Consider the following 22,343-nt stretch of genomic DNA (forward strand, 5'->3'; position numbering starts at 1 on the left):
GCATGCGCATCAACGAAAGGCGTTCCCTGTGGCGCCGCCTTCGCCCGTATTTCACCGTTTTCGACATCCCGCTGATGCTGATCATCTGCGCGCTGCTGTCGGTCGGCCTGGTCACGCTGTATTCGGCCGGCATCGGCATACCCGGCAAGGTTGAAGACCAGCTGCGCAACATCTGCCTGGCCTTCATCGTGATGTGGTTCGTGGCCAACGTGTCGCCGCAGATGATGATGCGGATCGCCGTGCCGGCGTATGTGGTGGCGGTGGCGCTGCTGATAGGCGTGGCGCTGTTCGGCACCATCAAGCTGGGCGCGCGGCGCTGGCTGCACGTGGGCATCGACATCCAGCCGTCCGAGTTCATGAAGATCGCCATGCCGCTGATGCTGGCGTGGTTCTTCCAGCAGCGCGCCGGCCATCTGCGCTGGCAGGATTACGCCATCGCCGCCGTGCTGCTGGCGATCCCGGTGGGCCTGATCGTCAAGCAGCCGGACCTGGGCACCGCCTTGCTGGTGGTGGCCGCCGGCTTCTGCGTGATCTTCCTGGCCGGCCTGGCGTGGAAGGCGCTGATCGCATTGTTCGTGGCCGGCGCCGCCAGCCTGCCGGTGATCTGGTCGGTGCTGCACGACTACCAGCGCGAGCGCGTGATGACGCTGATCGATCCGACCTCCGACCCGCTGGGCAAGGGCTTCCACATCATCCAGTCCACCATCGCGGTGGGTTCGGGCGGCATGACCGGCAAGGGTTGGACCCACGGCACCCAGGCCCACCTGGAGTTCATCCCCGAACGCACCACCGACTTTATCTTCGCCGTGTTCTCCGAGGAGTTCGGCCTGACCGGCAACCTGGTGCTGATGTTCCTGTACCTGCTGCTGATCGGCCGCGGCCTGATGATCGCCGGGAACGCGCCCAACTTCTTCACGCGCCTGCTGGCCGGCGCGGTCACGATGATTTACTTCACCTACGCCTTCGTCAACATGGGCATGGTCAGCGGCATCCTGCCGGTGGTCGGCGTGCCGTTGCCGTTCATGAGCTACGGCGGCACAGCGCTACTGACGCTGGGCCTGGGCGCCGGCATCCTGATGAGCATACAGCGGCACCGCAAACTGGTGCAGACCTGATGCGCGTGCATGACGGCCGGCCGCTGTGGCAGCGCATACGCCCTTATTTCACGGTGTTCGACGCGCAGCTGGCCATCATCATGCTAATGCTGTTGTCGGTGGGGCTGGTCACGCTGTATTCGGCCGGCATCGCGATTCCCGGCAAGGTGACGGACCAGCTGCGCAATATCTGCATGGCCTTCCTGGTGATGTGGGTGGCGGCGAACACGCCGCCGCAGATGATGATGCGGGTCGCCGTGCCGGCCTACGCGCTGGGCGTGGCGCTGCTGGTGGCGGTGGCGCTGGTCGGCACCATCAAGGGCGGCTCGCGCCGCTGGCTGACCATCGGCGTGCAGGTGCAGCCGTCCGAATTCATGAAGATCGCCATGCCGCTGATGATGGCCTGGTTCTTTCAGCGGCAGCAGGGGCAGCTGCGCTGGCACTCCTATTTGATCGCGGCGCTGCTGCTGGCGATACCCGTCGGCCTGATCGCGCGCCAGCCCGACCTGGGCACGGCGATGCTGGTGGTGGCGGCCGGCGCCTGCGTGATCTTCCTCGGCGGCCTGTCGTGGAAGGCTATGGCGGCGCTGGGCGCGACCGCGTGCGCCGGCCTGCCGGTGCTGTGGTCCGTGATGCACGACTACCAGCGCGACCGCGTGCTGACGCTGATCGATCCCTATCATGACCCGCTGGGCAAGGGCTTCCACATCATCCAGTCGATGATCGCCATCGGCTCGGGCGGCGTGGGCGGCAAGGGCTGGACCCACGGCACCCAGGCCCACCTGGAATTCATCCCCGAGCGCACCACCGACTTTATCTTCGCCGTGTTCTCCGAGGAGTTCGGCCTGGCCGGCAACCTGGTGCTGCTGGCACTGTACCTGCTGCTGATCGTGCGCGGCCTGAATATCGCCGTCAACGCTTCCACCTTCTTTACGCGCCTGCTGGCAGGCTCCATCACCATGATTTACTTCACCTACGCTTTCGTCAACATGGGCATGGTCAGCGGCATCGTGCCGGTGGTCGGCGTGCCGCTGCCGTTCATGAGCTACGGCGGCACCGCCTTGATGACGCTGGGCCTGGGCGCCGGCATTCTGATGAGCATCCAGCACCACAGCCGCGGCGTGCGCGGCGGCGCCTCCACGCGGGCCTGGGGAGCTGCCGCATGATGGAGATTAAGGACACGGAGCGCGAGCTCCAGCAGTTCCGCGCCCGCGTCACGGTGCTGGGCGCGATGGTGTTCATCTGTTTCGGCCTGCTGCTGGCGCGCTTCATCTGGCTGCAAGTGGTCAAGTACAACGACTTCGCCGTCAAGGCGGAGGAGAACCGCATCGCCATCGTGCCCATCGTGCCCAATCGCGGCCTGATTTTGGACCGCAACGGCGTGGTCCTGGCGCGCAACTACTCGGCCTTCACGCTGGAGATCACGCCGTCCAAGCTGGTCATGACGCTGGATGAAACCATCGATGAGCTGTCCAAATTGATCGAGATCGAGATCAAGGACCGCAAGCGCTTCAAGAAGCTGCTGGAGGAATCGCGCGGCTTCGAGAGCGTGCCGCTGCGCACCCGTTTGAGCGACGAGGAAGTGGCGCGCTTTTCGGCGCAGCGCTTCCGCTTCCCCGGCGTGGAAGTGCAGGCGCGTTTGTTCCGCCAGTATCCGCTGGGCGAGACGGCGTCGCACGTGATCGGCTTCATTGGGCGCGTCAGCCGCGCCGAGGCCAAGGCCATCGAAGACACCGACGATGCCGCCAACTACAAGGGCACCGACCATCTCGGCAAGGAAGGCCTGGAGAAAAGCTACGAGAAGCAGCTGCACGGCGCCACCGGCTACGAGGAAGTGGAAGTGTCGGCTGGTGGCCGCGCCATCCGCACCTTGTCGCGCACGCCTGCGGTGGCGGGCAGTAACCTGATCCTGTCGATCGACATCGAGCTGCAAAAAGTGGTGGAGGAAGCGTTCGGCGAGCGGCGCGGCGCGCTGGTGGCGATCGAGCCGTCGACCGGCGACATCCTGGCCTATGTGTCGCGGCCCGGCTACGATCCCAACCTGTTCGTCGACGGCATCGACGCGCAAAGCTGGAACGAGCTCAATACCTCGCTGGACCGGCCGATGGTGAACCGTCCGCTGTCCGGCACCTACGCGCCGGGTTCCACCTTCAAGCCCTTCATGGCGTTGGCCGCGCTGGAGCTGGGCAAGCGCACGCCCAGCCAGACGACTTACGATCCGGGTTTCTACTACCTGGGCGGCCATAAATTCAACGACGACGTGGTCGGCGGCCACGGTTCGGTGGACATGCACAAGTCCATCGTCGTCTCCTGCAATACCTACTACTACGCGCTGGGCCACGACATGGGCATCGACGCCATCAGCGGTTTCATGAAGCCGTTCGGCTTCGGCCAGCAGACCGGCATCGACCTGGAAAACGAAAAGACCGGCGTGCTGCCGTCGCAGGAATGGAAGCGCAAGCGTTTCAAGGGTGCGGCGGGCAAGTGGGTGGGTGGTGATACCATCTCGGTCAGCAATGGTTCGGGCTACAACGCCTACACCCCTTTGCAGATCGCGCACGCGGTGGCCAACCTGGCCAACAACGGCGTGGTGATGAAGCCGCACCTGGTCAAGATAGTCGAAGACGGCAAGACGCGCGCCCGCACGCTGACGGTGCCGAAGGAGAGCTATCGGATTCCGCTCAAGCAGGAGAATATCGACATTATCAAGGCTGCGATGGTCGGCGTGACCACCGAGGCGGGCGGCACCGGGGCACGCGCCTTCGCCGGCGCCGGCTACACGGTGGGCGGCAAGACCGGCACCGCGCAGGTGATCACCATCCGCTCCGGCGAGAAGTACAACGCCGCGCGCCTGGCCGAACGCCTGCGCGACAATGCGCTGTTCACGGCCTTTGCGCCGGCCGACAAGCCGCGCATCGTGCTGGCGCTGGTGGTGGAAAACGCCGGCAAGGGCGGCGCCGAAGCGGCGCCTATCGCCCGCAAGGCGCTGGATTACTACCTGCTGGGCAAACGTCCGGCCGGGAAGGACACCACCAAGGTGCCGAAGGAAGATGCGGAAACGGTGCTGCCGGTCGAAGGGCAGACGCTGGAAGAACAAGCCGCGGCGGCCGAATTCGAACGGCGCGCGCCGACGCAGCCAGTGCCCCCGGTGCAGAAAAAACCGTAAGGAAGATGTGATGGACATGAACCGTAGCCGTATTTTGAATGCCTGCACCGGGCTGGCCTTGCTGGCGCTGGTCGGCTGCGGCACTGCGCCGACAGTGACCGATACCGCCACGCCCAAGGCGCCCCGTACTTCCGGCCCGGTCATCAAGGCGCCGTCCAGCGGCAAGCCGGAAACCAGCCTGCCGGTGCTGCCGCCGGCGAATTCGGGACGCGGCGGCTATTACCAGGACGACGGCCCCGGCGACGCTCCGCCATCCAACCTGGCCGACGTGCCGGACGCCGACGTGCGCAACGATCCGCTGCTGCCGTACTCCAACCGTCCCTATGTCGTCTTCGGCAAGACCTACACGCCGATCACCGGCAACCAGCCGTTCACGCAGATCGGCGTCGGCAGCTGGTACGGCAAGAAGTTCCATGGGCAGCGCACCTCGTCCGGCGAGATCTACGACATGTACAAGATGACGGCCGCGCATCCGACGCTGCCGATTCCATCGTATGCGCGCCTGACCAATCTGGTGAGCGGCGCGGTGGTCATCGTGCGCATCAACGACCGTGGGCCGTTCCATGCCAACCGCGCCATCGACGTGTCGTACACGGCGGCGCTGAAACTGGGCTTGCTGGGCAAGGGCAGCCACGAACTCCAGATCGAACGCATCCTGCCGGATGAAGTGGACCGCATGCTGGCCACGCGCGCTGGCGTTTCGGGCACGGTGTCGCCGCGCTTGCAGTCGCAGTCTTCGCAGCGGAAGGGATCCACTGGCGGCCTGGGTGGCAACAACGGCGGCGGCCCGCTGCTGCTGACGCCATCGACGACGTTGAGCGAGCCGCTGGTGCTGGCGCCGAAAGCCATGCCAGGTGCGTCATCGTCCGACGCGGAAGCGCTGATGCTGACCGACCGCGCGCCGGCCAACAACGAAGCGCTGGCGGCCAGCACCGCCAAGGGGAGCTTCTACCTGCAACTGGGCGCCTACTCGCGCGCCGAGAACGCCGAGGTGGTGCGCAACAAGCTGTCCGGCAAAGGCTTGAATGGGTTGGAAGTGGTGCAGGGCGGTTCCGTGCACCGCTTGTTCACCGGCCCATTCGCCACCCGCCAGGAAGCGCTCCAGGCGGCGCAAGGCTTGCCTTCATCGTTGAACCTCAAACCTATCGTCATCCAGCGCTGATCATGCGTCAGAACATTCGAGACGAAATTTCATCCATTTCCCCTTTCGACGATTTGGAGCGTCATGATGTTTCCAGCTGCCTTGCATGGGTGGATTCGGGAGTGGAGTTGTGCCGTGTAGCGAAGCCGGCAACGCCGCCGATGCACCTGGTGTCCTATTTCGCCGTCGTCGATGACGGACATGTGCTGCTGGTCGACCACCGAAATGCCAGGTTATGGCTGCCACCTGGCGGCCATGTCGAACCGGGTGAGCATCCGCGCGTGACAGTCGCCCGTGAGCTGGAAGAGGAACTGGGCTTCGCCGCGCCGCATCCAATCGGGACGCCTCTGTTTGTGACCGTGACCACGACCGTTGGGCTGACCGCCGGGCACACCGATGTCTCGCTGTGGTACGTGGTCCGTGCCAGCCGCAATCAAAGCATCAAGTTCGACCAGCGCGAATTTGAGGGCGTGCGCTGGTTCCCGTTCGACGAGGTTCCGCTTGAGCGCGCAGACCCGCATATGAAACGCTTTCTGTCAAAATTGGCGAATAGCGATAGACCCAGCTGCTAATCCGCCGACAGCAATTGCGCCAGCCGCTCCGCGCGGAAGCGCTCGACGACAAATTCCACGAAGGCCCGCGTCTTGGCCGGCAGCAGCTTCTGCGCCGAGTAGTAGATCGACACCGCGCCGCCATCCACATGCCAGCCAGGCAGCACGCGCACCAGCGTGCCCGCATCCAGATGCGCCAGCGCTTCCGAGTAGTTGATCAAGGCGATGCCCAGGCCCAGTGCCGCCGCGTCGCAGGCGGCGCCGGGATCGCTCATCGTCATGCGCACGCGCAGCGTGACGGGCGCCTGCTGCTTGCTGCGGTTGACCAGCGCCCACGGACGTATCCTGCCCGTTTGCGGCGAGCGGATCAGGATGCCGTCATGTTCATGCAGGTCGGCGGGCGACTTCGGCGCGGGATGTTCGGCCAGGTAGGCCGGCGACGCCACCAGCACCCGGTTCGCCGGTGTCAGTTTGCGCGCCACCACGCCGGGCGACAAGTCGATGCCGCCGCCCAGCGCGGCGTCGAAACCCTGCGCGACCAGGTCCACCGGACGGTTGTCGAAGGCCCAGTCGGGCGAGATGGCGGGATAGCGCTGCAAAAAATCGCCCAGCATCGGCACGATGTACTTGCGGCCGAAATTGGCCGGCATGCTGACCCGCAGTACGCCGGCAGGCTGGCCGCCGGCGCTGGACAGGTTGGCGACGGCGTTCTGTATCGTCGACAGGCTGCCGCCCACTTCATCGAGGAACTGCTGCCCGGCCTCCGTCAGCGACAGGCTGCGCGTGCTGCGCTGGAACAAGCGCACGCCCAGCCGCGCCTCCAGCCGCGAGATGTTCTTGCCGACGGCGGCCGGCGTCAATCCCAGCCTGCGGGCCGCCTCCGAAAAACTGCCCGCTTCGGCGCTGCGCACGAAGCATTCAATGCTGATCATGGTTTCCATGGGTTTGATTTTAAACCAATTGGATCAACTGCATATAGTAACTATGGTCTAGTCGAGACATAATTGCAGGCGGATACTGAAGGCTCCAAATCACTCACCAGGAGCTTCAAATGATCGACGGTAAAATCGCATTCGTACAGGGCGGCTCGCGCGGCATCGGCGCGGCTATCGCAAAACGGCTGGCAGCGGACGGCGCCACCGTCGTGTTGACCTATTCCAGCTCGGCCGACAAGGCCGCGCAAGTGGTGGCGGAGATTGAAGCCGCTGGCGGCAAGGCGCAAGCCGTCAAAGCCGACAGCGCCGACGCGTCGGCATTGAAAGCAGCCATCCGCAACGCGGCCGAAGCCCACGGCCGCATCGACATCCTGGTCAACAACGCCGGCGTGCTGGCAATCGCACCGCTGGAAGACTTTACGCTGGAAGACTTCGACCGCACGCTGGCCGTCAATGTGCGCAGCGTGTTCGTGGCGACGCAGGAAGCGGCGCGTCACATGGGGCAGGGCGGCCGCGTGATCACCATCGGCAGCACCAACGCCGACCGCATGCCGTTTGGTGGCGGCGCGACCTACGCGATGAGCAAATCGGCGCTGGTCGGCCTGACCAAGGGCATGGCGCGCGACCTTGGGCCGCGCGGCATCACCGTCAACAACGTGCAGCCCGGCCCTGTCGATACCGACATGAACCCGGACAGCGGCGATTTCGCCGGCGCGCTGAAAGCCATGATGGCCTTGCCGCGCTACGGCAAGGTGGAGGAGATCGCCAGCTTCGTCGCTTATCTGGCGGGACCGGAAGCGGGCTACATCACCGGCGCCAGCCTGACCATCGACGGCGGCTTCGGCGCCTAAGCCTGGGTTATTTGCAGGCGTGGCTTTCCGCGTTCGGGTAGCCGGCGCGGAATTGTTCCAGCTTGGCCTTGAGCTCCGTATCCACGTCACGGAACTGGAAGGCCAGCAGCTTGCTGCCGCTCATGCGCGGGGCGACGCGCGCGGTGCGCACGCCTTGCTTCATCAAGATGGCCAACTGGCTTTGCGCCGCGCCTTCGGTCTTGAACACGCCCAGCGAAATCCCCCAGCGCAGCGGCGAGTTGTCGTTCATGATGAAGTAGTTGGTCACGCCCAGCGCGCGCAGTTCGCCGGCCTTCTTGTCGGCGCCTTCTTTGCTACCCTGCGGCGGCATATAAACGATATAGCTCGATATCTCGTTGCCCGGCAGGTTGTGGCGCGACTGGCGGTCGCCCAGGTTCAGCGGCGCCAGCTGGGCCTCGAAGCGGCGCGCGTCGGCCAGCACGAAGCTGCCGATTTCCACGCAGGCCAGCACTTCCGGCGCCGGCTTGGCGCTGGCGGCGGCGCTGGCCGCCGCCGCTGTCGCGGCAGTTGCGTCGCTGGCCTTGTCGGCGGAGACGATGGCCAGCTTGTCGGCGTTGAGTTGATTGAGCAGGCGCTCCGGTTCGCGCTCGTTGCCGCTGAAATGGCCGAGATAACCTTTGCCGTACGCGAACAGCGTGGCATTGATGGCGACCAGCGACCAGAAAATAAATTTCAGCACGGAGCTTCCCTTGCAACCTTAGTCGGCGCTGCCGGCGGCAGCATGCAAACCGATTAACACGATATTCTCGACGATACGGTACGGTACCTTCAGCATCGGCGCGATATACGGCGCCGCGCCGCCGGAGATGATGCACTCACTGGCGCCATGCCGCGCGTAAGCGTGCTCGATGGCGCCGCTCTGCGCGGCCAGGCAGCCGCTCAGGATGGCGTCGTCGGTATTGTCGGCGAATCCGTCCGGCAGCTTACCGTCTTGCGCAATTTGCGGCAACTGCGCCGTGTTGCGCGCCAGCGAACTGGCCATCAGGCCCAGGCCCGGCAGGATCATCCCGCCCAGGAACATGCCGTCGGCCGTGATGGCGTCGATGGTGGTGGCGGTGCCGCAGTTGGCGACGATGACTTCGCGTCCGGCCGCCAGCGCGTGGCCGGCGATGGCGGCGGCGAATCGGTCGCAGCCCAGCTGCGCCGGATTGCGGTAGCCGTTGGTCACGCCGGCCAGCGCCGGCAGCGAGGCAAACCATTCGATCGCCTGCTGCGGCAGGATCATCGCCGGGAAGGTCCGCTGCAGCACGTACTCCAGCTGCACGCGCAGCGCGCCGCCGGCCACGTTGGCGATCAGGATGCGGTCGACGCCGCGATCGCCCACCGCTTCGCTCAGGTGCAGTTCCAGCTGCTGCAGGTCGACGTGCATGACGGCGCCGTGGGCGATCCATGCGCCCAGTTCCGTGCCCGGTTCGGCCAATGCCCATTTGACGCGGGTGTTGCCGGCGTCGATCAGTAGAATCATGTTAGTCCGATAAAAGTAGATAAGCGCAGCGAGACGTCGCCGGACAGCACCTCGGCGCGGCCCTGTTCCGTGTCGAGCATCAGGCGGCCGATGGCGTCGACGCCGGCGGCGCGGCCTTGTTGCAGCACTTTGCCCTGGTCGAGGATGACCACTTCCTGGCCCTGCCACGCATGCAGCAGGTTCCAGCGCTCGGCGAAGGGGGCGAAGCCGGTGTCGTCGAACTCGGCCAGCACGGCGGCCAGGCGGCTGAGCAGGGCGGCCATCAGCTGGTTGCGGTCCATCTTGGCCAGCCACGGCGCGGCGGCCACTTCGCGGCCGATCTGCGCTTCCAGCTCGTCCGGCATGAGCAGGTTGATGCCGACGCCGATCACGGCCCAGATGGCGCCGTCGCCGTCCTTGCGGGCGGCCTGGGTTTCGACCAGGATGCCGGCCAGTTTTTTACCGTCGCGCAGCAGGTCGTTGGGCCACTTGATCTGCACCGGCACGCCCAGCGAGGCGATGGTCTCGGCCAGCGCGACGCCAACCGCCATCGGCAGGCCGGACATGCTGTGCAGCGGTCCCTTGAAGCGCCAGGCCAGCGAAAACATCAGCGCAGCGCCGGGTGCGGACAGCCAGCTGCGGCCGGCGCGGCCGCGTCCCGCCGTCTGGTTGCCGGCGATGCGCAGCACCGGGCCGGCCAGCGTATCGATGCGCGCCAGCAGGTCGGCGTTGGTGGAGCCGGTTTCGGCTACGGTTTCGATCGCCACGTGCGAGGCGCTGGTGGCGCAGTGCAGGCGGATGGCGTCTGCGGCGAGTGTATTCGAGGTGCTCATGATGCGGCCTTGCGTGGTTTGTGCGGCGCTTTCGCAAAGGCCAGGTCGTAGAGTGGATTCGGCAGCATGCGCAGCACCTTGGCGACGATGCCCATCTGCCACGGGATCACTTTGTAGCTGCTGCCGGCGGCGATGGTGCGCGCGGCCTTGGCGGCGAACTTGGCGGGCGCCATCAGGAACGGCATCGGGTAGGGATTCACCTGCGTCATCGGCGTGTCGATGTAGCCGGGGCACAGGGTGACGACGCGGATGCCGTAGGGCTTCATCTCCAGCCGCAGCGATTCGCAGTAGCTGATCACGGCCGCCTTGGAGGCGCTGTACGCCTCGGCGCCGGGCAGGCCGCGGATGCCGGCCACGCTGCCGATGCCGACCAGCCGCGCCGGCCGGTTTTGCGTTTTCATCTGGGCCTTCATCACCGGGATGAACGGCGCGAACGTGGCGGCGGTAGCCACCACGTTGGTGGCGATGACGGCTTCGAATACGGGGATGTCTTCGGCGAACTCGGTCAACGTGCCGACCGAGATGCCGGCGTTGGCGATCACCACGTCGATGCCGCCGGCGTGCGCCATGAAGGCTTGCGCGGCGGCGGCGATGGCGGCGTGGTCGCGCACATCGGCCGCGTAGGCGCGGTGGCGTTCAGGGTTGGGGAGGGAGGCGATCAGCTGGTCCAGCATGTCGCTGCGGCGGGCCAGCAGGCCCAGTGTGGCGCCTTGCGCCGCGTATTCGGCGGCGAGGGCCGCACCCAGGCCGCTTGAGGCGCCGGTGATGAAGACCCGCTCCGGCCCGGCGCCCTGTTTGCTCATCTTTATTTCTTTTCCGCTTTCGCCTTGGCGACCAGGATGTCCATCACTTGCGTGGCTTCGGTGTGCAGCTCGGCTTCGGTGGTGGCGGCCTTGGTGCCTTCGTTGGCCATGGTCGGCGAGGTGACGTACTTGCCGTCGATGGCGATCATCGGCCACGAATCGACGCCGTAGGCATCCATCATCGAGGTCGCGCGGCGCACGCTGCCGGCGACGCCAAGGCCGCGATACACCTCGATGAATTTCTGGCGGTCGACGCCCTGCTTGGCGGCGAAGTCGAAGGCCATCTCGTCGCGGTTCATGCGGTTGCGGTTGACGTGCATCTCGGTGAAGATCTTGGTCTGCATGGCGTCGTTCAGCAGGCCCATGGCGCCGAGCGTGAAGAACAGCTTCTGCTGCGGCAGGTCGGTGCCGCTGCGCGAGATGTGCATGCGCTTGAAGACGATGGCGTCGCCCTGTTTCTTGACCCAGGCCGTCAGCGACGGATCGAAAGCGAAGCAATGCGGGCAGGCATAGTCGAAGAACTCGATGACTTCGACCTTCTTGCCGCTATCGACGGCTTGCGGCGTTGGCAGCGTCTTGTACTCGACGCCGTTCTTCGGATCGGACGGGGAGGCCGACGACAGGGCTGCAACGCTCAACATCAATGCACCGACTACGAATTTCATGAATCGCATCTGAATACTCCTGGCTTATTTTTGCTTATTTTTGATTACGCACGACGGCGACGTCGATGCCGTTTTCGGACAGCTTGCTACGAACCTTGTTCATCGTTTCGACCTGGTTGTACGGGCCAAGGCGCACGCGGTGCAGCACGCCGGTGTCGGTGGCGCGGTCGGAGAGGTTGGCCTCGAAGCCCAACAGGGCCAGCTTGGCGCGGGCGCTCTCGGCGTCGGCGACTTCGCGGAAGGCGCCGGCCTGCAGGTAGTAGATGAATTTGTCGTCGCCGTTGTCGGCGGCGGCAGCCGGCCTGGCAGGCGTCGGCGTGACGTTGGCGGCGGCAGGAGTGGCTGGCTGGGCGGCTTTAGGCTTTTCAACCGGCGCCGGGGCAGGAGCAGGCGCTGGCGCGGCCTGGATCTTGTCGACCACCGCTTGCAGCGGATCGGCCGGAGGCGGGGCCTTCGGCGGTTCCTTGGCAAAGTCCTTGGCCGCTTCGCGCACCGCTTCCTTGTTGCCGTACATAGGCTTGTTCGGATCGGCGGCTTGTCCCGCAGTCGGTTCCGCAACCTTGCTGTTACGCGCCTTGTCGGTGAACGGCGTCGAGCCCTTGTTGATCACCAGGGCGACGACGACAGCGATCGCCAGGCCGATGACCAGGCCGATGACGATGCCGATGATGGTGTTGCCGTGCTGGCGCGAACGTGGGGTAAGGCTGGTGCGGAAATTCATTGTGCGGGATGTCCTTCGCAATTACATTTTGTTGGGAGCGGAGACGCCGATCAGCGCCAGGCCGTTGCGCAGCACCTGGCGGGTGGCCACCATCAGCGCGATACGGGCCGCCTTCAGTGCCTCGTCGTCCACCAGCACACGCTCGGCGAAGTAGAAGCTGTGCAGGTTGGCGGCCAGGTCGCGCAGGTAGAACGCGATCTGGTGCGGGCCCAGTTCCGCTTGCGCGCGCGCCAGCGTTTCCGGGTAGGCGGCCAGGGTCGCCAGCAGCGTCGCTTCGGTCGGCGCGGTCAGCGGCGACAGGTCGACGTTGGCCAGGTCGGCTTCGTTGCCGGTCCACTGTTCCAGCATGCGGCAGATGCGCGCGTGGGCGTACTGCACGTAATACACCGGATTCTCGTCCGAGGTTTTCAACGCGACGTCGACATCGAACACGAATTCGGTGTCGGCCTTGCGCGAGATGAGGAAGAAGCGCACCGCGTCGCGGCCTTTTTCGATGTCGCCGCCGCCCGACCATTCGATCAGGTCGCGCACGGTCACGTAGGAGCCGGCGCGCTTGGAGATCTTGACCTCTTCGCCGCCCTTCATCACGGTGACCATCTTGTGCAGCACGTAGTCGGGGAAGCCTTGCGGCACGCCGACGTTGACCGCCTGCAGGCCGGCGCGCACGCGGGCGATGGTGCCGTGGTGGTCCGAACCCTGGACGTTGATCGCCTGGGTGAAACCGCGCTGGAACTTGACGATGTGGTAGGCCACGTCCGGCACGAAGTAGGTGTAGGTGCCGTCCTTCTTGCGCATCACGCGGTTCTTGTCGTCGCCGTAGTCTTCGGTGCGCAGCCACAGCGCGCCTTCTTCCTCGTAGGTCTTGCCGGACTTGTTGAGCATGTCGACCGCGGCGTCGACCTTGCCGTCGGCGTACAGCGACGATTCGAGGTAGTAGTTGTCGAACTTGACGCCGAAGGCTTGCAGGTCGATGTCCTGCTCGTTGCGCAGGTAGGTCACGGCGAAGTGGCGGATCGATTCGATGTCTTCGATATCGCCCGAGGCGGTGGCCGGCGTGCCGTCCGAGGCCGACACGGTTTTCTTCAGCAGGAAGTCGGCGGCGATGTCGGCGATGTAGTCGCCGTTGTAGGCCGATTCGGGCCAGGCGGCGTCGCCCGGCTTGTGGCCGCGCAGGCGGGCCTGCACCGAGTTGGCCAGGGTCTGGATCTGCACGCCGGCGTCGTTGTAGTAGAACTCGCGGGTGACGGCGTAGCCCTGGGAGCCGAACAGCGACGACAGCGCGTCGCCCAGCGCCGCCTGGCGGCCGTGGCCCACGTGCAGCGGGCCGGTCGGGTTGGCGGAGACGAATTCGATGATGACTTTCTTGCCGGCGCCGGCGGCGGCGCTGCCGAAGGCCGCGCCCTGCGCCAGCACGGCCTTGACCACGGCCTGTTTGGCGGCGGCGCTCACGCGCAGGTTGATGAAGCCTGGGCCGGCGATGTCCGCCGATTCGACCAGACCCTTGCCGGCCGGATTGGCCAGCAGCGCGTCGACCACTTTGGTGGCCAGTTCACGCGGGTTCATTTTGAGCTGCTTGGCCAGTTGCATGGCGATGTTGCAGGCCACGTCACCGTGCGACGGGTCGCGCGGTCGCTCCAGCACAACGTTGGCGGAAACGTCGGTTCCAGCCAGGATAGGTGCGAGGGCGGCCTGGAACAGGGCGGTGATATCTTGTTTTTGTTGGGCGAGCATGAGCAAAATGGCGGCTGAACCGCGTGTATGAATACATCCGAAAGCGAAAACGGCCGGCACTCTGGCACCGGCCAAACAGCGGTAATTATACTGGTTTGCCGCAGCGGGGTCACCGCAGCCGGACGCGAACGTTACAAGCGTTACAATCAGCTTCATCGCCTTGTCATATGCACTGCTGTATACTGCGCGATCACGCCCGCCGGCAATACCTGGAATTAGCATATGAACAAGCGCCCGACGCTCTCCCTGAAGTCCCCCGTCAAGGCGGCAGCGCCCAAGCTGCGCGCCAGCCATGCGCGCGAGCTGAAACCGGCGCTGCAAACCAGCTTCCAGACCGGCCTCAAGCCTGATTCGCTGGCTTACAGCCTGATCGGCGCCGCCCAGGCGGTGGCCCAGGTCCGCACCGGCACCAACCTGCCGCAGGCGCTGGCCCAGGTCTGGGCCAGGGGCGACGCCAGCCCGCAGGCGCGCGGCGCGATGCAGGACATCGCCTACCGCTGCATGCGCCAGCTGGGCCAGAGCGAGATTTTGATCGGCCTGATGGCGCCCAAGGCGCCGGAGCCGCTGGTGGCGGCCCTGCTGGCCTGCGCGCTGGCGCTGATGACGGCGCCGGACGAAGTCCAGCCCTACGAAGAATTCACCGTGGTCGACCAGACCGTGACGGCGGCCGACGCCCATCCGGACACCGCGCGCGCCAAGGGCATGGTCAACGCCGTGCTGCGCCGCTTCCTGCGCGAGCGCAAGGCGCTGCTGGAGACCGCGCTGCTGCAACCGGTGGCCAAGTGGAACTACCCGCAATGGTGGATCGACGCCGCCAAGGCCGCCTGGCCGCAGGACTGGCAGGGCGTGCTGGCGACCGGCAACACCGCGCCGCCGCTCACTTTGCGCATCAACGCCCGCAAGACCACGATGGAACAATACCTGGCCACGCTGGAGGCGGCCGGCATGGCGGCCACCCAGATCGGCCCGTACGCGGTGCGCCTGGCCAAGCCGGTCGGCGTGACCCTGATCCCCGGTTTCAGCGACGGCCTGGTGTCGGTGCAGGACGCCGGCGCCCAGCTGGCCGCGCCGCTGCTGGACGTGCGGGACGGCATGCGCGTGCTGGACGCCTGCGCCGCGCCCGGCGGCAAGACCTGCCACATCCTGGAACTGGCCGACGCCAGCGTGACGGCGCTGGACGCCGACGCCAAGCGCCTGGCGCGGGTCGGCGAGAACCTGGAGCGGCTCGGCCAGCAGGCCACGCTGCGCGCCGCCGACGCCCAGAGCGCCGGCTGGTGGGACGGCACGCCGTTCGACCGCATCCTGGCCGACGTGCCGTGCACCGCCTCCGGCATCGTGCGCCGCCACCCGGATATCCGCTGGCTGCGCCGCAAGGGCGACACGCTCCAACTTGCAACACTTTCGTCCAAAATCCTCGACAACCTTTGGCAGATGCTCGCACCGGGTGGTAAATTGCTATTCGTGACATGTTCCTTGTGGCCGCAGGAATCCGAAGCCCAGGCAGCCGCTTTTGCAGTGCGCAACCAGGCTGTGCGGCTCGATGCGCCTGGCCAGTTGCTCCCCGCCGGTGGCGCAGGACAGGATCACGATGGTTTGTTCTACGCGCTGTTCCAGAAAAATGCGTAGCCGTTTTGCCTGCTTAGTTGCCCGCATAATTGCCCATACGCCAACGACGGACCTTTTGAACACCGGCCCCCACGTGACATCACGATTTTTTCGCCTCCTGATCGGACCCCTGCTGCTGATAATGGCCTGCCTGCTGCCGCAGACAGCCGGCGCCGCCGACGGCGTGGAAATCCGTCGCGCGCTGGTCGAGGCCAGCGACGAGGGCTACCGCCTCAACGCCAAGTACAGCTTCGAGCTGACCCACGACATGGAAGACACGCTGCAATACGGCGTGACCCTGTACTTCACCACCGAGATTGAATTCACCCGTCCGCGCTGGTACTGGTTCGACGAGAAGGCCATCGTCAAGCGCCAGACCATCAGCCTGTACTACAACGTGCTGACGCGCCAGTACCATGTGACCATCGACGGCAATGTGCGCCAGACCTTCTCGACCTTGGACGACGCGCTGTTCCTGATCCGCAGCCCCAACCGCTGGGTGGTGGCGCCGCGCGGCGCGCTGGAGGTCGGCAAGACCTACAACGTCAAGCTGAGCATGGGCCTGGACCCGAACTACGTCTCCAAGCCGCTCAAGGTCACTGCCCTCAACAGCGCGGAATGGCGGCTGGCGTCCGACAAGAAAATCTTCCAGTACAAGGCGGAGTAAGTGAGCACTGCCCTGCGGTATTTTTCCGTCGTCGGCGGCGCCATCATCAGTATCCTGCTGTTCCTGCTCGCTTCCGCCTCCGACAACTCCGGCTTCTTCGACCGCTACTACGCCTGGCTGCTGGGCCTGAACGCGGCGGTGGCCGGCGCGCTGCTGCTGCTGGTGGCGGTGTCGCTGTTCCGCCTGTACGGCCGCTACAAGAGCGGCAAGTTCGGCTCCAAGCTGATGACGCGGCTGGTGCTGCTGTTCGCCGCCATCGGCGTGCTGCCGGGGCTGGTGATCTTCCTGGTGTCGGTGCAGTTCGTCTCCCATTCGATTGAATCGTGGTTCAACGTGCCGGTCGAGGAGGCGCTGGAGTCCGGCATCAACCTCAGCCGCGCCGGCCTGGACGCGGCGCTCAAGGACCTGACGGCCACCGCCAACAAGACCGTGCAGCAGCTGGCCGAACAGCCGTACGGCACCGAGCGCGCCGCGCTGGCCGGCCTGGTCAAGGGGCAGGCCGGCATGCAGAACGCCATCATCGTCGACGCCGAGGGCGGCCTGATCATCAGCGCCCGCGCCAACCGCAGCGGCAACCTCAGCGCCGACCTGCCGACCCGCGAAATGATGGCCAAGGCCAAGGAGGGCGACAGCTACGGCGCGCCCGAGGGCGGCAGCGAGCTGCGCAGCAACCTGATCAACGCCCCCGTCACCACCGTCGACAGCACCAGCCAGCTGCGGCTGCGGGTGGTGATGGCGATCCCGGACCGGGTGCAGGACAACGGCACCCACCTGGCGCCGCGCTACCTGCAGCTGATCCAGCTGGCGCCGGCGCAGCTGGCCGCCGACGGCGAGACCATCCGCAGCGCCTATTCGGACTACAAGGAACGCTTCGTGGCCCGGGTCGGCCTGCGCAAGATGTACATCGTGACCCTGACCCTGACCTTGCTGCTGGCGGTGTTCGGCGCCATCGCCAGCGCCTTCCTGATTGCCAGCGACCTGGCGCAGCCGCTGCTGCTGTTGGCCGAGGGCACGCGCGCGGTGGCCGAGGGCGACCTGTCGCCGCGGCCTATCGTCGCCACCTCGGACGAGCTGGGCACGCTGACGCAATCGTTCAACACCATGACGCGCCAGCTGTCCGACGCCCGCAGCGCCGTCGAGCGCAACCGCTCGGCGCTGCAGAACGCCAAGGCCCACCTGGAATCGGTGCTGGCCAATATGTCGGCCGGGGTGATGGTGCTGGACCATGAATTCCACCTGATCAGCTGCAACGACTCGGTCGAGCGCATCCTGCAGCAGGCCGGCGTGACGATGATAGGCCAGAAGCTCGACGAGATCGAAGGCTTGCAGGAATTCGGCGGCGCCATCGTGGCCGCGTTCGCGGCGCAGAGCGCGCAGTCGGCGGCCGGGCGCAACCTGCAGCGCATGCACTGGCAGCGCCAGATCGAGGTGCCGCGCCGCTCCGCCAGCCTGGACGACAACGACCAGACCCTGCTCACGCGCGGCTCGCGGCTGCCGGTCGAGGGCGGCGGCAGCGGCTACCTGGTGGTGTTCGACGATATTTCCGACGTCATCTCGGCGCAGCGCTCGATCGCCTGGGGCGAGGTGGCGCGCCGGCTGGCGCACGAGATCAAGAATCCGCTGACGCCGATCCAGCTGTCGGCCGAGCGCCTGCAGATGAAACTGGAAGGCAAGCTGTCGCCGGCCGACATGGAACTGCTCAACAAGGGCACCGCCACCATCGTCAACCAGGTGGCGGCGATGAAGCGCATGGTCGACGATTTCCGCGACTATGCGCGCACGCCGCCGGCGGTGCTGGAGCCGCTCGACCTGAATGCGCTGGTGGAGGAGATCCTGCACCTGTACCTGCGCGGCGAAGGCGACGACATCATCCACCCGCAACTGGCGCCCGGCCTGCCGCTGGTGATGGGCGACCAGACCCAGCTGCGCCAGGTCATCCACAACCTGCTGCAGAATTCCCAGGACGCGATGGCCGAGCGGCCGGAGGGCGCGCCGCAAGCGCACATTGACGTGATCAGCGAAGCCATTCATTATCAGGGCGCGGACGGCAGCACGCGCACGGCGGTGCGGCTGGCGATCTCCGACAACGGGCCGGGATTCGCACCGAAAATCCTGGCGCGGGCGTTCGAACCGTATGTCACATCGAAGGCCAAAGGCACCGGCCTGGGCCTGGCGATGGTGAAAAAAATTATCGATGAACATGGGGGCAGGATCGATATCCAGAACCATGTCGATAGAAGTGGCGCGTCGGTATTGATTTTGCTGTTAAAGTTAGCACCGGCGACGCAAATTACCTGAGTAGCACGGATTAGAAAAATCATTGCCGGCCATGAGCTGGCGAAATGAGGAAGGCAAGGGAAGATGGCAAACATTCTGGTAGTGGACGATGAAATGGGTATCCGCGAGTTGCTCTCGGAAATCTTGAGCGATGAGGGACACGCAATACAATTGGCGGAGAACGCCCAGCAGGCGCGCGAGGCGCGGGCCGGCGGCGCGCCCGACCTGGTGCTGCTCGATATCTGGATGCCGGATACCGATGGCGTGACCTTGCTCAAGGAGTGGCAGCGCGACGGTTTGCTGACCATGCCGGTGATTATGATGTCGGGTCACGCGACGATCGATACGGCGGTCGAGGCGACCCGCATCGGCGCGCTGAACTTCCTGGAAAAGCCGATCGCCTTGCAAAAACTGCTGAAAGCGGTCCAGCAAGGCCTGACCCGCGCGCAGGAAACGGTGCGCGCTCCGGCGCTGGCGCCGCGTCCGATCGCGGCGGCCCAGGTCGAGGAGGCGCAAAACGCCGGCTTCAACCAGCCCAACCCGGCGGCGGCGATCTCCGTGCGCGGTGGCGCCACCGTGGCCGGCGCCGACAACCACATGTTCAACCTGTCGTTCGACCTGCCGCTGCGCGAGGCGCGCGACGCCTTCGAACGCATGTACTTCGAACACCACCTGGGCCGCGAAGGCGGCAGCATGACGCGCGTGGCCGAGAAGACCGGGCTGGAGCGCACCCACTTGTACCGCAAACTCAAGCAATTGGGTGTGGAGCCGGGCAAACTCGCAAAAAAGGGCGCCTGAGCCCGTGACCGGACCCATGTCCACCGGTGCAGCCCCCAAGCGGGCGCCGGTGCCGACCTGGCTGGTCATTGGCTCCCGCGCCCGCGAGCGCGAAGCTGCCATCGCCGCACACCTGGCAACCGGTGTGCCCAGCGTCGTTATCCTGGAAGGCCTGTCGGACGGAAGTTCGGCACTGGCCTTCGACCCCGCCGACAGTCCCCCTCCAATAGATTCCGTACCGCAAGTGTTGCGTATTGCCCCAGGCTGTCTTCATTGCAGCGGCAATCTCATTTTGCGAGTAACATTGAATCGGGTGTTGCGCCGCCCACCCGCGCGGCTCTACATCAGCCTGGCATCCGCCGAGCACCTCGAACTGCTGCGTTCCTGGCTGTCCGAGGCGCCCTACGACGAATTGCTGGATTTGCAATCCGACCTCGCGGCCTAAGCCCCGCCCGCTGATCGGCCTTGATTTGGCCTTGAATCGTCCGCTTTCAGCCCCATTTCGGTACTGAAGGCGCAACCGATAAGTGTTACGCCCCTTGTGAAAGGAAGCAACATGAACCTCATCTATAACAGCGAGCAATACAGTGTTGTCGAATTTGGCGCCGACCGTACCCTCGATGCGCTGCGTTTCGGCGGCTACGAAATCGTCGACAAAGGCGGCAAGCGCGAGATCTTTATCAACGGCATCCTGGCGCAGCATTTCCGCCGCGACGTCAATGAACTGATCGCCGGCGAACCGACGATGGCGGAAATCGATGAATTTTTGGGCAGTTATGATGAGCTGATGAGCCATCCGGTGCTGCTGCACTAAGAAAAGCGGGCGGCGCATGGTATGGTTCTGCTGTAACAACAGAGAACCAGACCATGTGCCAACTTCTAGGAATGAACTGCAATGTCCCGACTGACATTGTGTTCAGCTTTACCGGCTTCGCCATGCGCGGCGGCCAGACCGATACCCACCACGATGGCTGGGGCATCGCCTTTTTCGAAGGCGCCGGCGTGCGCCACTTCGTCGACCACCAGGCCGCGATCGCCTCTCCGATCGCCGAGCTGATCAAGCGTTACCCGATCAAGTCCACCAACGTCATCGCCCATATCCGCAAGGCCACCCAGGGCCAGGTGGCGCTGGAGAATTGCCATCCCTTCGTGCGCGAGTTGTGGGGCCAGTACTGGGTGTTCGCCCACAATGGCGACCTGAAGGAGTTCGCGCCGGTGCTCAACGGCTCCTACCGCCCGGTCGGCAATACCGACAGCGAACAGGCGTTCTGCTACATCTTGCAGCATTTGCGCGTCCGCTTCGGCGAGCAGCGCCCGCCGCTGGCCGAGCTGCGCGCCGCGCTGGCCGAGATGGCGCGCGAGATCGCCGGCTACGGCACCTTCAATATGCTGCTGTCGTCCGGCGGCGAGCTGTTTGCCCATTGCTCGACCCATCTGTACTACCTGGTGCGCCAGCATCCGTTCGACACCGCCAAGCTGTCGGACGAGGATGTCAGCGTGGATTTCTCGCAAGTGACCACGCCCGACGACCGGGTCGCCATCATCGTCACCCAGCCGTTGACGACCAATGAACAATGGACGGCGTTCGCCGCCGGCGAGTTGAAACTGTTCATCGACGGGGTGCCGCAAGCCTAGGGGCGGGCCAAATTATCCAAGACAGGGGCAAGTATTGCTGTCAAAATATTAGTACGGCGAAATATCAGCCCCATGTTTTGTACTGATAGAAGCGATGATCGATCTCTCCCTACACGATACCGGCCCGCGCAGCCTGCGCGTGCGCGAATTCTATCTGGGCCGCCAGCCTATCCTGGACCGCAACCAGACGCTGTTCGGCTACGAGTTGCTTTTCCGCAACGCTCCGGTCGGCCCGGCACACATCACCAATGAATTGTCGGCCACGGCGGCCGTGATTGCCCACGCCTCGCAGCTGGGCATGGAAAAAACCATAGGCGACGCCCTGGGCTTCGTCAACGTGGATGCCGACGTCCTGATGACCGACATCTTTTCCTTCCTGCCGCGCGAAAAAGTGGTGCTGGAAGTCGCCGAGACCATGCCGCTGACGCCGCAAGTGCTGGCGCGCATCACGGAACTGGCCGGCCACGGCTTCCGCTTCGCGCTGGACGACCTCACCGGCGACAGCCCCAACGTGGCCGCGCTGCTGCCGCTGGCCGAATACGTCAAGATGGACATGCGCAATATTCCGCTGTCCACGCTGACGAAGCTGGCCCCGCGCTTCCGCCAGGACCAGAAAAAGCTGGTGGCGGAAAAGGTCGAGACCCGCGAAGAATTCAAGAATTGCCTGGACTTGGGCTTCGATTACTTCCAGGGCTATTATTTCGCCAAGCCGGTCATCATGAGCGGCAAGAAGCTGTCGCCGTCGCAACTGGCGGTGATGGAGTTGATGACCCTGGTCACCTCGGAAGCGGACAACCTGGAGATCGAGCGCGCCATCAAGCGCGACGTGTCGCTGGCGCTGAACCTGCTGCGCCTGGTGAACACGCCGGCCGTCGGCGCCCGCCAGCGCATCGATTCGCTGAGCCAGGCGGTGACGATACTGGGCCGCCGCCAGCTGCAACGCTGGCTGCAAATCATGCTGTACGCCGAACCGAGCAAGCGCGGCCATAGCATGACGCCGCTGCTGATGCTGGCGACCACCCGCGGCCGCCTGCTGGAGCTGTTGGCCGGCAAGCTGCGCCCCAGCCAGCGGCAGGCCGCCGATGTCGCCTTCACGGTTGGCATCATGTCGCTGATGGACACGCTGTTCGGCATCCCGATGGCCGAGATCCTGTCGCAGATCCCGGTCAACGAGGAAGTGTCGGAAGCCTTGCTGTACCGGGGCGGCTTCTTCGGCGACCTGCTCAAGCTGGCCGAATGCATCGAACGCATCGAAGAAATGGACGACCACATCGTGCCGACGCTGCGCGACCTCGCCATGTCCACCGACGAACTGGTGGAACTGGAAATGGCCGCCTTCGAATGGAGCGACAACGTGGTGCGCTACGCGCTTTAACCCCCAACCGAAGGGGTCTGACCCCGCATGGGGTCAGACCCCGGGCGCAGC

22 protein-coding genes are annotated in these 22,343 nt (G+C 65.2%); 14 read left to right on the forward strand and 8 right to left on the reverse strand.

Features of this window, described 5'->3' with window-relative positions; all coding sequences use genetic code 11:
• The first annotated feature begins 2 nt into the window (after positions 1–2).
• Genes rodA (V6M89_RS17935) through V6M89_RS17955 form a run of 5 tightly spaced genes read left to right on the forward strand, consistent with a single transcriptional unit; the run spans position 3 to position 5,973 of the window.
• Complete coding sequence (gene rodA, locus V6M89_RS17935) at positions 3–1,115, forward strand: rod shape-determining protein RodA (RefSeq protein ID WP_332854437.1); 1,113 nt, start codon at positions 3–5, stop codon at positions 1,113–1,115.
• Positions 1,115–2,260, forward strand: coding sequence for a rod shape-determining protein RodA (gene rodA, locus V6M89_RS17940; protein ID WP_332854438.1), 1,146 nt, complete (start codon positions 1,115–1,117; stop codon positions 2,258–2,260). The genes rodA (V6M89_RS17935) and rodA (V6M89_RS17940) overlap by 1 nt, the downstream gene beginning before the upstream one ends.
• Positions 2,257–4,260 (forward strand): penicillin-binding protein 2, encoded by a 2,004-nt coding sequence (mrdA, locus tag V6M89_RS17945; protein WP_332854439.1) that lies wholly within the window; start codon positions 2,257–2,259, stop codon positions 4,258–4,260. Before rodA (V6M89_RS17940) ends, mrdA begins: the two co-directional genes overlap by 4 nt.
• A gap of 10 nt (positions 4,261–4,270) precedes the next feature.
• The gene (locus V6M89_RS17950) at positions 4,271–5,422 is read left to right on the forward strand and encodes a septal ring lytic transglycosylase RlpA family protein (protein ID WP_332854440.1); all 1,152 of its coding nucleotides are present in this window, start codon (positions 4,271–4,273) and stop codon (positions 5,420–5,422) included.
• 2 nt (positions 5,423–5,424) lie between these two features.
• Positions 5,425–5,973, forward strand: coding sequence for an NUDIX hydrolase (locus V6M89_RS17955; RefSeq protein ID WP_332854441.1), 549 nt, complete (start codon positions 5,425–5,427; stop codon positions 5,971–5,973).
• On the opposite strand, the gene V6M89_RS17960 is transcribed toward V6M89_RS17955, so the two are convergent.
• Complete coding sequence (locus V6M89_RS17960; RefSeq protein WP_332854442.1) at positions 5,970–6,893, reverse strand: LysR family transcriptional regulator; 924 nt, start codon at positions 6,891–6,893, stop codon at positions 5,970–5,972. The two genes, V6M89_RS17955 and V6M89_RS17960, sit on opposite strands and share 4 nt — an antisense overlap.
• 110 nt (positions 6,894–7,003) lie before the next feature.
• On the opposite strand from V6M89_RS17960, the gene V6M89_RS17965 reads away from it, so the two are divergent.
• Entirely contained in the window at positions 7,004–7,738 is a 735-nt protein-coding gene (locus V6M89_RS17965; protein WP_332854443.1) for a 3-oxoacyl-ACP reductase family protein, read from the forward strand.
• A gap of 7 nt (positions 7,739–7,745) precedes the next feature.
• Here V6M89_RS17965 and V6M89_RS17970 read toward each other — a convergent pair whose 3' ends face one another.
• Genes V6M89_RS17970 through argS form a run of 7 tightly spaced genes read right to left on the reverse strand, consistent with a single transcriptional unit; the run spans position 7,746 to position 13,956 of the window.
• Complete coding sequence (locus tag V6M89_RS17970) at positions 7,746–8,438, reverse strand: SPOR domain-containing protein (RefSeq protein WP_332854444.1); 693 nt, start codon at positions 8,436–8,438, stop codon at positions 7,746–7,748.
• Positions 8,439–8,456: 18 nt separating this feature from the next.
• Entirely contained in the window at positions 8,457–9,224 is a 768-nt protein-coding gene (locus V6M89_RS17975) for a type III pantothenate kinase (RefSeq protein ID WP_332854445.1), read from the reverse strand.
• Positions 9,221–10,036: a biotin--[acetyl-CoA-carboxylase] ligase gene (locus tag V6M89_RS17980; RefSeq protein ID WP_332854446.1), complete on the reverse strand. Its 816-nt coding sequence runs from the start codon at positions 10,034–10,036 to the stop codon at positions 9,221–9,223. The genes V6M89_RS17975 and V6M89_RS17980 overlap by 4 nt, the downstream gene beginning before the upstream one ends.
• Positions 10,033–10,839: an SDR family oxidoreductase gene (locus V6M89_RS17985; RefSeq protein ID WP_332854447.1), complete on the reverse strand. Its 807-nt coding sequence runs from the start codon at positions 10,837–10,839 to the stop codon at positions 10,033–10,035. The genes V6M89_RS17980 and V6M89_RS17985 overlap by 4 nt, the downstream gene beginning before the upstream one ends.
• A gap of 2 nt (positions 10,840–10,841) precedes the next feature.
• The gene (locus tag V6M89_RS17990; protein ID WP_332854448.1) at positions 10,842–11,513 is read right to left on the reverse strand and encodes a thiol:disulfide interchange protein DsbA/DsbL; all 672 of its coding nucleotides are present in this window, start codon (positions 11,511–11,513) and stop codon (positions 10,842–10,844) included.
• A gap of 25 nt (positions 11,514–11,538) precedes the next feature.
• A complete protein-coding gene (locus tag V6M89_RS17995; RefSeq protein WP_332854449.1) occupies positions 11,539–12,225 on the reverse strand; it encodes an SPOR domain-containing protein in 687 nt (228 codons plus the stop codon).
• A gap of 21 nt (positions 12,226–12,246) precedes the next feature.
• Positions 12,247–13,956 carry an arginine--tRNA ligase gene (gene argS / locus V6M89_RS18000; protein WP_332854450.1) on the reverse strand — a complete coding sequence of 570 codons (1,710 nt, stop codon included), beginning with the start codon at positions 13,954–13,956 and terminating at the stop codon, positions 12,247–12,249.
• Between the two features lie 222 nt (positions 13,957–14,178).
• Between argS and rsmB the strand changes: the two genes are divergently transcribed.
• The 8 genes from rsmB to V6M89_RS18040 all read left to right on the forward strand — a co-directional run bounded on the left by rsmB (position 14,179) and on the right by V6M89_RS18040 (position 22,292).
• Entirely contained in the window at positions 14,179–15,582 is a 1,404-nt protein-coding gene (rsmB, locus tag V6M89_RS18005; RefSeq protein WP_332854451.1) for a 16S rRNA (cytosine(967)-C(5))-methyltransferase RsmB, read from the forward strand.
• The gene (locus V6M89_RS18010) at positions 15,575–16,228 is read left to right on the forward strand and encodes a DUF4390 domain-containing protein (protein ID WP_442881983.1); all 654 of its coding nucleotides are present in this window, start codon (positions 15,575–15,577) and stop codon (positions 16,226–16,228) included. The genes rsmB and V6M89_RS18010 overlap by 8 nt, the downstream gene beginning before the upstream one ends.
• Positions 16,229–18,526 (forward strand): sensor histidine kinase, encoded by a 2,298-nt coding sequence (locus V6M89_RS18015; RefSeq protein WP_332854453.1) that lies wholly within the window; start codon positions 16,229–16,231, stop codon positions 18,524–18,526.
• Positions 18,527–18,589: 63 nt separating this feature from the next.
• A complete protein-coding gene (locus tag V6M89_RS18020; protein ID WP_116992269.1) occupies positions 18,590–19,303 on the forward strand; it encodes a response regulator in 714 nt (237 codons plus the stop codon).
• 16 nt (positions 19,304–19,319) lie between these two features.
• A complete protein-coding gene (locus tag V6M89_RS18025) occupies positions 19,320–19,727 on the forward strand; it encodes a GTPase (protein WP_332854454.1) in 408 nt (135 codons plus the stop codon).
• Positions 19,728–19,838: 111 nt separating this feature from the next.
• Entirely contained in the window at positions 19,839–20,096 is a 258-nt protein-coding gene (locus tag V6M89_RS18030) for a BTH_I0359 family protein (protein WP_008445042.1), read from the forward strand.
• Between the two features lie 53 nt (positions 20,097–20,149).
• A complete protein-coding gene (locus V6M89_RS18035) occupies positions 20,150–20,917 on the forward strand; it encodes a class II glutamine amidotransferase (RefSeq protein WP_332854455.1) in 768 nt (255 codons plus the stop codon).
• A gap of 94 nt (positions 20,918–21,011) precedes the next feature.
• A complete protein-coding gene (locus V6M89_RS18040) occupies positions 21,012–22,292 on the forward strand; it encodes an EAL and HDOD domain-containing protein (RefSeq protein ID WP_332854456.1) in 1,281 nt (426 codons plus the stop codon).
• Positions 22,293–22,343: the final 51 nt, after the last annotated feature.

This window comes from Duganella sp. S19_KUP01_CR8 (genome assembly GCF_036688705.1).
GTDB lineage: Bacteria > Pseudomonadota > Gammaproteobacteria > Burkholderiales > Burkholderiaceae_D > Rugamonas.